Origin of the sequence: Corallococcus praedator, assembly GCF_003612125.1 — a bacterium.
Taxonomy (GTDB): domain Bacteria; phylum Myxococcota; class Myxococcia; order Myxococcales; family Myxococcaceae; genus Corallococcus; species Corallococcus praedator.
The window spans coordinates 6240-20959 of the sequence record NZ_RAWI01000024.1; the positions used below are offsets into that span (position 1 = coordinate 6240).

1 protein-coding gene (only partly in view) is annotated in these 14720 nt (G+C 72.4%); it reads left to right on the plus strand.

Translation table 11 applies throughout. The annotated features are described in order from the left end of the window. Window positions 1-14720, plus strand: partial view of a non-ribosomal peptide synthase/polyketide synthase gene (locus D7Y13_RS05305; RefSeq protein ID WP_120582890.1) — the 5' portion only. 14395 nt of this gene lie beyond the right edge of the window; 14720 of the gene's 29115 nt are visible here — the first part of the coding sequence; its start codon is at window positions 1-3; the stop codon falls past the right edge of the window.

Genomic DNA, 14720 nt, shown 5'->3' on the forward strand with positions numbered 1-14720 from the left:
ATGCCCGTGACCCTGATCGATCTCCTCGAAGAGCGAAGCACGCGTCGTCCGGACCAGCGCCTCTACACGTTCCTGGAGGACGACGCGGAGGTGACCCTCACGCAGGGTGGACTGGCCTCGCACGCCCACCGCATCGCCGCCGCGCTCCAGGCTCTTGCCACCCAGGGGGAGCGCGCGGTCCTGCTCTACCCGCCGGGCGCGGACTACCTGGCGGGCTTCTTCGGGTGCGTGTGTTCAGGGCTGGTGGCGGTGCCCGCGTACCCGCCGGATCCCTCGCGGCTGGAGCGCACCCTGCCCCGCCTGCGCGCGCTCATCGCGGACTCGGGGGCCACGGTGGTGCTCACCACCTCCGTCATCCTGTCGATGGCGGAGTTCCTCTTCACGGACGCGCCGGAATTGCGCGCGCTGAAGTGGGTGGCGACGGACGCGTTGGAGGCGGGCGGCGAGGCGGCGTGGAAGCGGCCGGACGTGACGGCCGACACGCTGGCCTTCCTGCAATACACGTCGGGCAGCACGGGCACACCCCGGGGCGTGATGCTGAGCCACGGCAACCTGCTGCACAACCTGGACGCCATCCGCCGCGCCTTCCAGACGCGCGACGACAGCGTGGGCGTCATCTGGCTGCCGCCGTACCACGACATGGGGCTCATCGGCGGCGTGCTGGTGCCGCTGGCGCAGGGCTTCCACACGGCGCTGATGTCGCCGCTGTCGTTCCTCAAGCGCCCGCGCGCGTGGCTGGAGGCGCTGACCCGCTTCGGCGGCACCATCAGCGGCGGCCCCAACTTCGCGTTCGAGTTGTGCGTGCGGCGCATCCCGCCCGCCGAGCGCCAGGGCCTGGACCTGAGCCGCTGGGAGGTGGCGTTCTGCGGCGCGGAGCCCATCCGTCCGGACACGCTGGCGCGTTTCACGGAGGCCTTCGCGCCCCACGGGTTCCGCCGCGAGGCGTTCTACCCGTGCTACGGGCTGGCGGAAGCGACGCTCATCGTCTCCGGAGGCGCGAAGGAGGCAGCGCCCATCCTGCGCGACGTGGACGCATCCGCGCTGGAGTCGGGACAGGCGAAGGCGCCCTCGCGGCAGCCCCGGACGCTGGTGGGCTGCGGCACGACGCTTCCTGAGCAGCGACTGCTCGTCGTGGAGCCGGAGTCGGGCCGGGTGCTGGCGCCGGGCGAGGTGGGCGAAATCTGGGTGAAGGGGCCCAGCGTGGCCCAGGGGTACTGGCGGCAGCCGGAGCAGTCCGCGCGGGTCTTCGGCGCGCGCATCGCCACGGGGGAAGGGCCGTTCCTGCGCACCGGGGACCTGGGGTTCCTGGACGCGGGGGAGCTGTACGTCACGGGCCGCGCCAAGGATCTGATCATCCTGCGGGGCCGGAACCTGTACCCGCAGGACCTGGAGGTGGTGGTGGAGGAGAGCCACCCCGCGCTGCGGCCCGGGTGCGGCGTGGCGTTCGGCGTCGAGGTGGACGGCGAGGAGCGGCTCGTCGTGGTGCAGGAGGTGGATCCGCGCAAGTGGGATGGGGACGCGGCGCAATTGCTGGGGGCCATCCGTCGGCGGCTGGCGGAGACGCATGAGGTGATGCCCCACGCAGTGGTGCTCATCGAGTCCGGGAGCCTGCCGAAGACGTCCAGCGGCAAGGTGCAGCGGCGGGCCACGCGCGCGGCGTTCCTCGCGGGAGGACTGCGGGAGCTGCATGCGTGGCGTGCACCCGAGTCGGAGACGCACGGGCCTGCCGCGGGCCGCGCATCCGGACCCGAGCAGCGGAACGCACCGCCTCCGGCCCCGGCGCTGGAATCGCGTATGGGCGCGAGGACGGAGGCGTTCGATGCGCACGCCTCGGCTTCGGAGCTGGAGTCCCACGTGCTCGCGTTGGTCGAAGCGCAGGGGGAGAAGGCCGATGCACGGGCATCGGCGTCGGATCCGGTGGGCGGAACCGACTCACGCACTCCACCTTCGGAGCTGGAATCCCGCGTGCTCGCACGGGTGGCAGCGCGACTGGGCTCCCGCGTCGAGGACCTGGATGTCGATGTGCCACTGACGCAGTACGGGCTGGACTCGCTGGCGGCGGTGGAGCTGGCGCACACGCTGGAGCAGACGCTGGGCGTGCCCGTTTCGATGGAGACGCTGCTGCGCGGCGCGAGCGCGGCGGAGCTGGTGCGCGAAGCGACGGCCTCCGGGTCCGCTTCGCGTCCGGCGCCGACTCGCGTGCCCCGCACGGAGTCGATGCCGCTGTCCTTCGCGCAGGAGCGCCTGTGGTTCCTGGACCGCCTGGAGCCGGGCAGCGCCTTCTACAACGTCCCCATCGTGTCCCGACTGGACGGGACGCTCGACGTGTCCGCGCTGGAGAAGGGCCTCCAGTTCCTCGTGCGGCGACATGAAGCCCTGCGCACCGTGTTCGTGGAGACGCGCGGTGAGCCCGGCCAGCGCATCCTCGCGGACCTGAAGCTGTCGCTGCCCGTCGTGGACCTCGCTTCGGTTCCCGCCGATGCGCGCGAAGCCGAAGCCCGGAAGCTCGCGAACGAAGAGGCCCGGCGTCCCTTCGACCTTGCCCGGGGCCCGCTGATCCGGGTGACGCTGCTGCGCCTGGAGCCCGCGCGGCACTGGCTGCTGCTCACCGTGCATCACCTGGTCGCGGACGGCTGGTCCATGCGCGTGCTGCTGCGGGAGCTGGCGGAGGCCTACGCGGCGCTGTCCGCCGGGCGCGTCCCCACCCTGCCCGAGCTGCCCCTCCAGTACGCCGACCATGCGTCGTGGCAGCGCTCGTGGCTGCGCGGTGAGCGACAGGAGGACCTGCTCGGCTGGTGGCGCGAGCACCTGGCCGGAGCCCCGCCCGTGCTCGACCTTCCCGGCGATCGCCGCCGGCCCCGCGTGCAGTCCTACCGGGGCGCCCAGCGGACCCACCGGTTGGAGAAGGCGGCCTGGGACCGGGTGAAGACACTCGCTTCGCGCGAGGGCACCACGCCCTTCGTGGCGCTGCTCGCGGGCTTCCAGGTGCTGCTGCACCGCTACACCGGCCAGGAAGACCTGGTGGTGGGCGTGGACACCGCGCACCGCGCGCGGCCGGAGACCGCGGGCATCGTCGGCCTGTTCGTCAACCAGCTTCCGCTGCGTGGCGACCTCTCCGGCGCGCCGTCGTTCCGTGAGCTGCTGCGCCGTGCCCACCGCACGTCGCTGGAGGCGTGGGCCCACCAGGACCTGCCCTTCGACGCGATGGTGCGCGGCCTCAATCCGGAGCGCAGCCTCGCGCACGCGCCCCTCTTCCAGGTGAAGCTCGTCCTCCAGGACGCCGCGTCCCACCCGGTGCACCTGCCCGGCCTCACGCTGAGCAGCACGCTCGGAGACACCGGCGCCACCAAGCTCGACCTGACGCTCTCCGTCACCGACTCCGGGAACGGGCTGGAGCTGATGTGCGAGTACGCCACCGACCTCTTCGACGCGGACACCATCGCGCGGATGCTCGGGCAGTTGGACACGCTGCTGGTCGGCGCGGCCGCGCACCCCGAGCAGGCCATCACCGCCCTGCCCCTGCTGACCCCGGACGACCGCCGACAGGTGATGGCGGCATGGCGCTCCACCGGCCCCTCCGTGGCCCCGGACCTCGCGCACCGTCTCTTCGAGGCGCAGGCCCGGACCACGCCCGAGGCCATCGCCGTCGCGCTGGGCGAAACGACGCTGACGTACGCACAGCTCGACGCCCGCGCGAACCAGCTCGCGCGGCACCTCATCGTGGCAGGCGTCCGTCCGGATCAAATCGTCGGCGTGCAGTTGGAGCGCACCCCTGACCTGGTGGTGGCGCTGTTCGGCGTGCTCAAGGCGGGCGCCGCCTTCCTGCCGTTGGATCCGGGACAGCCCCCGGCGCGCCTGGAAGCGATGCTGCGCGAGGCACGGGGGGCCGTGCTGTTGAGCAACGAAGCGCTGGCGGACCGGCTGGCGCCCCAGGGTGAGTTGCTGGTGCTGCTCGACGAGGAGTGCGCTTCGCTGGAGGCGCGGTCCCCCCTGCCTCCTGAACCCGCGCCGGCCATCACGCCCGCGCACCTCGCCTACGTCATCTTCACCTCCGGCTCCACCGGCACGCCCAAGGGCGCGCTGCTGGCGCACCACGGCCTGTGCAACACCGCCTCCGCCCTGGGCGACGCGCTCAAGCTGCGTCCGGGCAGCCGGCTGCTGCAACTGGCGTCCATCGGCTTCGACGCGTCGGTGGGTGAGATCTTCGCCGCCCTCCTGTCCGGCGCGACGCTGGTGCTCGCGCCGCCGGAGTCGCTGCTGCCGGGGCCTCCGTTGCAGCAGGTGCTCGCCTCCGAGCGCATCACCGCCGTCACCGCCACGCCCACGTCGCTTGCGCCCCTGGAGCCCTCCGCGCTGCCGCTGCTGGAGGTCGTGGCGTCCGTGGGCGAGGCGTGCACGCCGGAGCTGGCCTCGCGCTGGAAGCCGGGCCGCCGCTTCCTCAACGCCTACGGCCCCACGGAGATCACCATCTGCGCGACCCTGGACCCGGACGTGGACGCCACGCGTCCGTCCATCGGCCGCGCCATCCCTGGCGTGCGCATGTTCGTGCTCGATGGACGCGGTGAGCCCGTGCCCGTGGGCGTGCCGGGAGAGCTGTACGTGGGAGGCGTGGGCGTGGCGCGCGGCTACCTGGAGCGGCCCGCGCTCACCGCCGAGCGCTTCGTGCCCGACCCGTTCTCCCAAGAGCCCGGCGCCCGGCTGTACCGCACGGGAGACCGCGTGCGCACGCTGTCCAATGGCCGCCTGGAGTTCCTGGGCCGCCGCGATGCCCAGGTGAAGGTGCACGGCATCCGCGTCGAGCTGGGTGAGGTGGAGGCCGCGCTGGCCCAGGTCCCGGGCGTGCGTCAGGCGGTGGTGCTCCCACGCGAAGTCGCGGGCGAGACCCAGCTCCGCGCCTGGATGGTGGCGGATGAATCCCTGGAGATTCCGGCCGTGCGCCGCTTCCTCAAGGAGCGACTGCCCGATGCCTTCGTGCCTTCCTCCTTCGTGCGGATGGACGCGCTGCCCCTCACCCCGGGCGGCAAGCTGGACCGCGACGCCCTGCCCGCGCCCACACCCGCGCAACCCGCGTCGGACGCCCCCGTCGCCACGCCCGGTACCGCGATGGAGCAGCGCATCGCCGAGGTCTGGGCGCGCGTGCTCGACGTGCCGAGCGTGGGCCTGCACGCGCACTTCTTCGAGGACCTGGGCGGCGGTTCGCTCCTGGTGGTGAAGGCCAGCACGCAGCTTCGCGAGGCCCTGGGCCTGGACATCCCCGTCACCCACTTCTTCGAACACCCGACGGTCGCGCAGCTCGCCGCGAGGCTGGAGCGCGAGGCCAGCGCGCCCCGTCCCACGCCCCGCCCGGAAGTACCCCGTGAGGCGTCCGGGAAGGACTCCGGCGACATCGCCATCATCGGCATGGCGGGCCGCTTCCCCGGCGCTCCGGACGTGCACGCGTTCTGGCGCAACCTGCGCGAGGGCGTGGAGTCCATCACGCGCTTCACCAAGGAGGAGCTGGAGCCCTCCCCGCTGTTCCCGGACGCGCTGCGCGACCATCCCGACTTCGTGCCGGCGGGCGGCGTGCTGGAGGAGGCGGACGGCTTCGATGCAGCGTTCTTCGGCCTGTCCCCGCGCGAGGCGCAGTGGATGGATCCGCAGCAGCGCTTGTTCCTCCAGTGCGCGTGGAACGCCCTGGAGGACGCGGGCTACGACGCGGAGCGCCTCTCCGAGCCCGTCTCGCTGTACGCGGGCGCGGGCAGCTCCAACGTGCACCTGCTGTCGCTCCTGGGACAGACGCGCAAGGACCCAGCCTCCCTGTTCGAGGCGCTGGGGACGACCGGCGGCGAGAACGTGGCCACCAAGACGGCCTACAAGCTGAAGCTCGGCGGAGAGAGCCTCAACGTCTTCACGGCGTGCTCCACCGGGCTCGTCACGGTGCATCTGGCCTGCCAGAGCCTGCGCACCCGGCAGTCGGACCTGGCGCTGGCGGGCGCGGTGAAGGTGTCCCTGCCGCAGCGCACGGGCTACCTCTTCCAGGAGGGGATGATCCTTTCGCCGGATGGCCACTGCCGCGCGTTCGACGCGAAGGCCCGGGGCACTGTGCTGGGCAGCGGCCTGGGCGTGGTGGTGCTCAAGCGGCTCGACGACGCCGTGCGGGACGGGGATCGCGTGTACGCGGTCATCAAGGGCTCCGCGCTCAACAACGACGCGGCGGCCAAGGTCAGCTACACCGCGCCCAGCATCCAGGGGCAGAGCCAGGTGATTTCCCGGGCGCTCGCGGCGGCGGGCGTGGACGCGGACAGCGTGGAGTACGTGGAGGCGCACGGCACCGGCACCTCGCTGGGCGACCCCATCGAAGTGGCGGCCCTCACGCGGGCGTACAGGGCGCACACGCAGCGCACGGGCTACTGCGCGTTGGGGTCGGTGAAGACGAACATCGGGCACCTGGACACGGCGGCGGGCATCGCCGGCCTCATCAAGGCCGCCCTCGCCCTGCACCACGGCGAGCTTCCCCCCAGCCTCCACTTCGAGCAGCCCAACCCGGAGATCAACTTCGAGCGCAGCCCCTTCTTCGTGAACACCACCCTGCGCCCGTGGGAGCGCACCGGCGGGCCCCGCCGCGCGGCCGTCAGCTCGTTCGGCATCGGTGGCACCAACGCGCACGTGGTGCTGGAAGAAGCGCCCGCGCGCGAACCCGTCTCCGGAGGACGTCGTTCACGGCAGCTCGTCACGCTGTCCGCCCGCACGCCCGCCGCGCTGGAGACGGTGACGCGCGAGCTGGCCGACGCGGTGGAAGCCCGCTCCGACGTGGAGCTCGCGGACGTGGCCTTCACGCGCAACGTGGGGCGCAAGGGCTTCGAGGTGCGCCGCACGGTGGTCGCGGAGGACGTCACCGGACTCGTGGAGGCCCTTCGCAAGCCCGGCACGACGTCCACCGTGCGCGACGTGGAGGCTCCGCCGTCGCAGCGCGTGGCCTTCCTCTTCCCGGGTCAGGGTGCGCAGTCCGTGGGGATGGCCCGCGAGCTGTTCGACACCGAGCCCCGCTTCCGACAGGAGCTGGAGGCCTGCCTCGCGCTGCTGCCGTCCATGGGGCTGACACAGGACCTCAAGTCCGTGCTGTTCCCGTCCGCCGGAGAAGAGGCCCGTGCGGAGGCGGCCCTCGCGGAGCCCCGCTTCGCGCTGCCCGCGTTGCTGGCCGTGGAGGTCTCGCTCGCGCGGTGGTGGATGGGGCTGGGGTTCAAGCCTGGCGCCCTGCTGGGGCACAGCTTCGGTGAGTACGCGGCGGCCTGCGTCGCGGGCGTGCTGCCGCTGGAGGACGCGCTGCGGCTGTCCGTGGTGCGGGGCGAGCTGATGTCGCGGCTGCCCGCGGGCGGGATGCTCGCGGTGGGCCTGTCCGCGGAGGACGTCCGTCCGCTGCTCTCCGACTCACTGGAGATCGCCGCCCTCAACGGTCCGGACCGGTGCACGGTGTCCGGGCCGCTGGAACCGCTGGCCGCGTTGGAGCGCACGCTCGTGGGGCGGCGCGTGGGCGTGGTGCGGCTGCCCGCGTCGCATGCGTTCCACTCGCGCGCCGTGGAGCCGCTGATGCCCGAGCTGGAGCGGGCCGTCGCGGGCCTCACGCTGAAGGCCCCGGCCGTGCCCTATGTGTCCAGCCTCACCGGCACGTGGATCCGTCCGGAGGAAGCCACCTCGCCTCGCTACTGGGCGCGGCAGATGCGGGAGCCGGTGCGCTTCGGCGCCGGCCTGGAGGCGCTGCTGCAATCCGGCCATGGCCTGCTCATCGAGGCCGGGCCGGATCAGGGCCTCACCTCGCTCGCACGGCTGCGGCTGCGCACGGCGCCGGACTCCGTGGCCGTGTCCTCGCTGCGCCGCGCGGGCACCTCCACGTCCGATCTCCAGACCCTGCTGGAGTCCGTGGGCACACTGTGGCGCCTGGGCGCGAGCGTGGACTGGGAGGCCCTGCACGCCCACGGTCCCCGCCGCCGCATCTCCCTGCCGGGCTACCCGTTCGAGACCGTCCGCATCACGGTGGACGTCCGGCCCGCGCTGCCCCTGCCGGAGGTCGCTTCCCCGGTCGCGGTCGCGCCGTCGCCTGCGGTGGAGCCCGTGGCCCCGGTGGCCGTCGTGGCCGCGCCCTCCGGCCTGAGCGACATCGAGCAACGGCTGATGGAGCTGTGGCGCGAGCGGCTGGGCATCGCGGACATCGGGCTGGACGACAACTTCCTCGACCTGGGCGGCAACTCGCTCATGGCGGCGCAGCTGCTCACACGGCTGCGTGAAACGTTCCGCACGCAGGTCCCCTTGAGCGACCTGTTCGAGGCGCCCACCGTGGCGGGCCTCGCGGAGCGCATCGAAGCGCGACTCCAGGCGGAGGGCTTGCTCGGCACGGATGAAGGGGAAGCTCCGGCTGCGGCGGCAGCGGCCATCCAGCCCTGGCCCCGCAAGGAGCCCCTGCCCCTGTCGTACGTGCAGGAGCGCGTCTGGGAGATGGGGGCCCGGGAGCCGGGCAGCTCGCTGTTCAACGAACCGCTCGCGGTCCGCATCTCCGGTGCGCTGCGCCCGGACCTGCTGGAGCGCGGCGTCAACGAGGTCATCCGCCGCCACGAATCCCTGCGCACCGTCTTCGTGGACGTGAACGGCCAGGGTGTGCCGCGCCTGCTGCCCGAGGTGCGCATCTCCATTCCCGTGGTGGACCTGCGCGGCTTCGCCGGGGACCTGGAGGCGGAGGCCCTGCGGCGCGCGCGTCTGGAGCCGGCGGCGCCGTTCCAGTTGGACCGAGGCCCGCTCGTGCGCGTGAGCCTGCTGCGGATGGCGGACACGGAGCACGTGCTGCTCGTGACCATCCATCACATCGTCGCGGACACGCTGTCGCTGGTGAACCTCATTCGCGAGGCGCTGGCCCTCTACACCGGCTTCGTGCACGGCGTGACCGTGCCGCTGCCGGAGCTGTCCATCCAGTACATCGACTTCACGCTCTGGCAGCGGCAGGTGCTCGCCGACGGCACGCTCGCGGATCAGCAGGTGTACTGGCGACGCCAGCTCGCGGGACGTCCGGGGGCCCTGTCCCTGCCGTTGGACCGCCCGCGCATCCCCGGTGCGAAGCGGCGCGGGGCGCGGCACGCGTTCACCTTCTCGGAGGAGCTGAGCGTCGCGCTGAACGCGTTCAGCCAGCGGGAGGGGCTCACGGGGTACATGACGCTGCTCGCCGGCTTCACGGCGCTCCTGGCCCGGTGCTCGGGGCAGGACGACATCCTGGTGGGCACGTCCATCGGCAACCGGACGCGGCCGGAGCTGGAGCCGCAGATCGGCTACGTGGCGCACGCGCTGGCGCTACGCACGAGCGCCGCGGGGGATCCGGACTTCCGCACGCTCGCGATGCGGGTGCGCGACACCACGCTCGGGGCCTTCGCGAACCCGGACGTGCCCTATGAGCAGTTGCTGGGGGAGCTGGAGCCCGGAGAGGAGCACCGGCTGGGCCGCCTCTTCGACGCCATCTTCCTGCTGCACGCGGAGAGCGTGTCCGCGCCCATCGAGGACTTCCCCGGCCTGCGGCTGGTCTACTACGACGTCACCGAGCTGCCCGCGCAGTACGGCACGTCGCTCGCGGACCTCACGATGTTGATGCGGGAGGACGCCCGGGGCTTCTCCGGGACGCTGGAGTACGCCGTCGATTTGTTCGACGCGGAGACCATCGCGCGGCTGCTGTCCCAGTTGCAGGCCCTGCTCTCCGACGCCGTCGCCTCGCCCACGAAGCCGCTGTCCCGGCTGTCGCTGGACGCGATGCCCGTGCGCGCACGGAGCACCGAGGTCCGCGTCTCCGGAAACGGGTCGCTGCCGGCCCTGCTCGCGTCCCGCGCGGAGCAGACACCGGACGCGATGGCCGTGGGGCAGCACGAGCGGGTCCTGTCGTGGCGGGCCCTGCGGCAGAAGGCACTGGCGCTCGCGGCTCAACTGCGGGCGCGAGGCGTGGGGCCGGGCGTTCCGGTCGCCGTGTGCGTGGAGCCGTCTCCCGAGCGCGCCGTCGCGCTGTGGGGTGTGCTGGCGGCCGGGGGCGCGTATGCGCTGGTGTCGCGTGACGGGCTCGGGGAGCTGGCGTCATTCGGACACGAGGGCGGCCCGCTCCTGGTCGTGACCGACGCAACGCTCACCCTTCCGTCCGGTGTGTCCGCGTCCGTCCTCCGCGTGGAGGACGCTTCGGCCGGAGGCGCCGCGCCAGGGGCACACGGGCCGGAAGTGGCCGTGGACGGCCTCGCGTGCCTTGTGCGCGAAGGCACGGACCTGTCGCGTCCCCGCGTGATGCTGAGCCACCGCAACCTCGTCCACCGCCTCGCCGCGCTGGATGCGCGCGTGGAGTCACGGCCGGGCGAGCTGTGGCTGAGCACGTCGGATGCGGATTCGGATCCGGCGGGCCTGGAGCTGCTGTGGGCCCTGTCCCGTGGGCTTCCGGTGGTGCTGCCCTCGCGCGCCGAATTCCGAGAGGAGTCACGTCGGACGGGCACCGCCACGAAGCGGGCCCTGGACTTCAGCCTCTTCTACTTCGCCAATGACGCGGAGGCCTCGGGGCGGAAGAAGTACCAGTTGCTCATCGACGGCGCGAAGTTCGCGGACGCCCATGGGTTCAGCGCCGTCTGGACGCCGGAGCGCCACTTCCACGACTTCGGGGGCCCCTACCCCAGCCCCACCGCCACCAGCGCCGCGCTGGCCATGGTGACCGAGCGGGTGTCCATCCGCGCGGGCAGCGTCGTGCTGCCGCTGCATGATCCGCTGCGCGTCGCGGAGGAGTGGTCGGTCATCGACAACCTCTCCAACGGCCGCGCGGGCGTGTCCTTCGCCACGGGCTGGAACGCGAACGACTTCGTCTTCGCGCCGCAGAACTTCCACCAGCGTCCGGAGGCCGTGCGTCGGGGCGTGGAGGAGGTACGCAAGCTGTGGAAGGGCGGCACGGTGCGCCGCACCAACGGCGCGGGCGTGGAGGTGGACCTCGCCATCCGTCCCCGCCCGGTGCAGGCGGAATTGCCGGTGTGGATCACCGCCGCCTTCAACCCGGAGACCTTCCGGCTCGCGGGCGAGCTGGGCACGGGCCTGCTCACCAACGTGCTGGGCCTGGGCCAGGACTTCGTGGAGCTGGAGCGGAAGATCGCCATCTACCGCGAGGCCCGGCGCAAGGCGGGCCACCCCGGCCGCGGCCACGTCGTGTTGATGCTCCACACCTTCGTCACCTCCAGCCGCGAGGACGTGAAGCGCCAGGCGCGTGAGCCGCTGCTGCGCTACTTCCGCAGCTCGGTGGAGCTGGTGAACGGACTCGTGGCCAGCCAGGGCCCGGGCTTCGACGTGCGCTCGCTTACGCCCCAGGACATGGATGTGCTCCTGGAGCAGGGCGTGTCGCGATACCTGGAGTCGGGCGGCCTGTTCGGCACGCCGGATTCGCTGGCGGCCCGCGTGGAGCAACTGCGACAGGCCGACGTGGACGAGGTGGCCTGCCTCATCGACTTCGGCATCGCCCCGGAGATCACCCTGGAGGGGCTGCGGCACCTGGACGTGTTGCGCCGCCAGAGCCAGGAACACACCGCGCCCATGACGGACGCCGCGCCCGTCGAAGAGGACCGGGCAGGGATGCTCGCGCGCCTGCTGCGCATGGGGCCGTCGGTGCACCTGCGCGGCTCGTTCGAGATCGCGCGGACGCTCGCGGAGATGCCGGATGCGGCCGGCGTGTTGGGGCAGGTGCGGACGCTGGTGCTGGACGACGCGGAGGGCCTGTCGCCGGACCTCGCGCGCGCGCTCCAGCGCGCCACCTCCGCGCGGATTGTCTCGCCCGTGTCGCTGCTTCCTGGAGCCCGGGAGACCACGACGCCAGGGCCGCGCTTCGTGCTGGATGCCGCCGGTCGGCGTGCTCCGGTGGGCGTGGTGGGGGAGCTGTTCCTGGGCGGGGATGCCGTGCCGCTCGGTTTCTGGAAGGCCCCGGAGTTGACCCAGACGCGCCTGCCGGCGTCACCGGAAGGCACGGGCGCGCGGCTGTACGGCACTGGCGCTCGGGCGCGTTATCGCTCGGACGGTGAGGTGGAGCTGCTCACGCCGGCCCGCAGCGCACCGCCCCCGGCTTCGGTTCCAGGCGTGAGCACACGCCCCGCGTCGACGACGGATGCCGCTGCACCGAAGTCCTCGCCGCTGCCGAGTGGCCCCGCCCAATCCACGCTCCTGACCGGAGCCGCTGCACACACAGTCACTCCGCAAGGCGCCACGGCCCGCACCCCACAGCCGAGTGTCCCTGCGCAATCCTCACCGCAGCAGGTTGCCCCGAGCGGATCCACACAACCGGCGGCCCCTGCGCGTCCCGCCGCCTCCTCCCCGGGCTCGCAGTCCATCCAGCGCGTGCCCCGCACTGGGACGCTGCCGTTGTCGTTCGCGCAGCAGCGCCTGTGGTTCCTGGACCAGTACGAACCCGGCAGCGCGCTCTACAACATCCCGTCCGCGATGCGGCTGGAGGGCACGCTGGACGTGTCCGCGCTGGGCCGCGCCTTCGCGGAGGTGATGCTCCGCCACGAAGCGCTGCACACCGCCTTCGCGGTCCAGGACGGCGACCCCATCCAGGTCATCGCGCCCACCGCGGACTCCACCCTGGAGGTCGAGGACCTGCGCGACTGGCCCGCCGCCGAGCGCGAAGCCGAAGCCCTGCTCCGCGTCCGCGAGGAGGCCCGCGCCCCGTTCGACCTGTCGCGAGGCCCCCTGCTGCGCACCCGCCTGCTGCGCCTCGCGGAGCGCGAACACCTGCTGCTCGTCACGATGCACCACATCGTCTCCGACGGCTGGTCCATCGGCGTGCTCATCCGTGAAGCCGTCACCCTCTATGAAGCCTTCACCGCCGGCCGGCCCTCGCCGCTGCCGGAGCTGCCCATCCAGTACGCCGACTACGCCGTCTGGCAGCGCGACTGGCTCCAGGGCGCCCTGCTGGACAAGCAGGTCGACTACTGGCGCAAGCAGCTGGACGGTGCCCCTCCCGCGCTGGAGCTGCTCACCGACCACCCGCGCACCGGTGACACGAGCAACCCCGGCGCCACGCACCGGGAGGTGTTCCCGCACGCGCTGATGCAGGGCCTGCGGGCCCTGTGCCGCCGCGAGAAGGGCACGCTCTTCATGGGCCTGCTCGCGGGCCTCCAGGCGCTGCTGTCGCGCTACACGGGCCAGGACGACGTCAGCATCGGCGCGCCCATCGCCGGCCGCAACCAGCCGCAGACCGAGGGGCTCATCGGCTTCTTCGTCAACACGCTGGTGCTGCGCACGCAGTTGGACGGCGACCCGACCTTCATGGAGCTGCTGCGCCGGGTGAAGGCCGTGACGCTGGGCGCGTACGCGCACCAGGACGTGCCCTTCGAGAAGCTGGTCGAAGCGCTGCAACCGCCCCGGCAGGCGGGCCACACGCCCTTCTTCCAGGTGACGCTGGTGCTGCTCAACACGCCGATGGCGGAGCTGACCGGCCCGGGCCTCACCTTCCGCACGGTGGACGTGGACAGCGGCACGTCCAAGTTCGACTTCACCCTCGTCTTCACCGAAACGCCGCGAGGACTCCAGGTCGCCTTCGAGTACCGCAGCGACCTCTTCGAGGCGACCACCGCCGCGCGGATGATGGAGCACCTGCGCGTGCTCCTGGAGGACGCGGTCGCGAACCCCGAGCGCCGCCTCTCCGAGCTCAACCTCCTGAGCGACGCCGAGCGCCAGCGCGTCCTCGTGGACTGGAGCACCACCGCGTTCGACGGCCCCCCCGAACCGCTGGTGCACGAGTCCTTCGAGGCCCAGGCCCGCCGCACGCCCGACGCCGTGGCGGCCCTCTTCGAAGGCCAGGCCCTCACGTACGCGGAGCTGGACCGCCGCGCGAACCAGCTCGCGTGGCACCTGCGCGACAGCGGCGTGCGTCCGGGAGACCGGATCGCGCTGTGCCTGGAGCGGTCGCTGGAGATGGTGGTGAGCGTGCTGGGCGTCCTCAAGTCGGGCGCGGCCTTCGTCCCCATGGATCCGGCCTATCCGGCGGAGCGCCTGTCCCTGATGTTGGAGGACTCGGGCTCGCAGGTGGTGCTCACCCAGTCATGGATCCTCCCCAGGATTCCCGCGACGGATGCGCGCGTGGTGTGCATGGACACGGAGGCCGCGACCTTCGCCGCCCTGCCGTCCCATGCGCCGCCGTCCGCCATCTGGCCGGACTCGCTCTGCTACATCATCTACACGTCCGGCAGCACCGGCCGTCCCAAGGGCATCGCGGTCGCGCACCGCACGCTGTCCTGGGTGGTGGCGTGGACGCGCCAGCGCTCGCCCAAGGTGGACGCCGTCACGTTGCAGTTCGCGTCGCTCAACTTCGACATCACCTATCAGGAGATGTTCACGTCCTGGTCCGTGGGCGCCTCCATCGTGGTGCCCACGTCGGAGACCCGTCAGGACATGCCGGCGCTGCTGGCCTTCATGGACCGTCACGGCGTGGAGCGGTTCTTCCTGCCCTTCATCGCGTTGCAGACGATGGCGGACTCCGTGGCCCACGGCGCGCCCGTGCCGAAGCGGCTGGTGGAGGTGGTGACGGCCGGTGAGCAGTTGCAGGTGACGCCCGCGCTCGTGGCCCTCTTCGAACGGCTGCCCCACTGCACACTGGAGAACCAGTACGGCCCGTCCGAAGCGCACGTCGTCAGCGCCTACCGCCTGCGCGGCCCGCCGAACACCTGGGAGCGGCTGCCCCCGGTGGGAATGCCCGTGCCCGG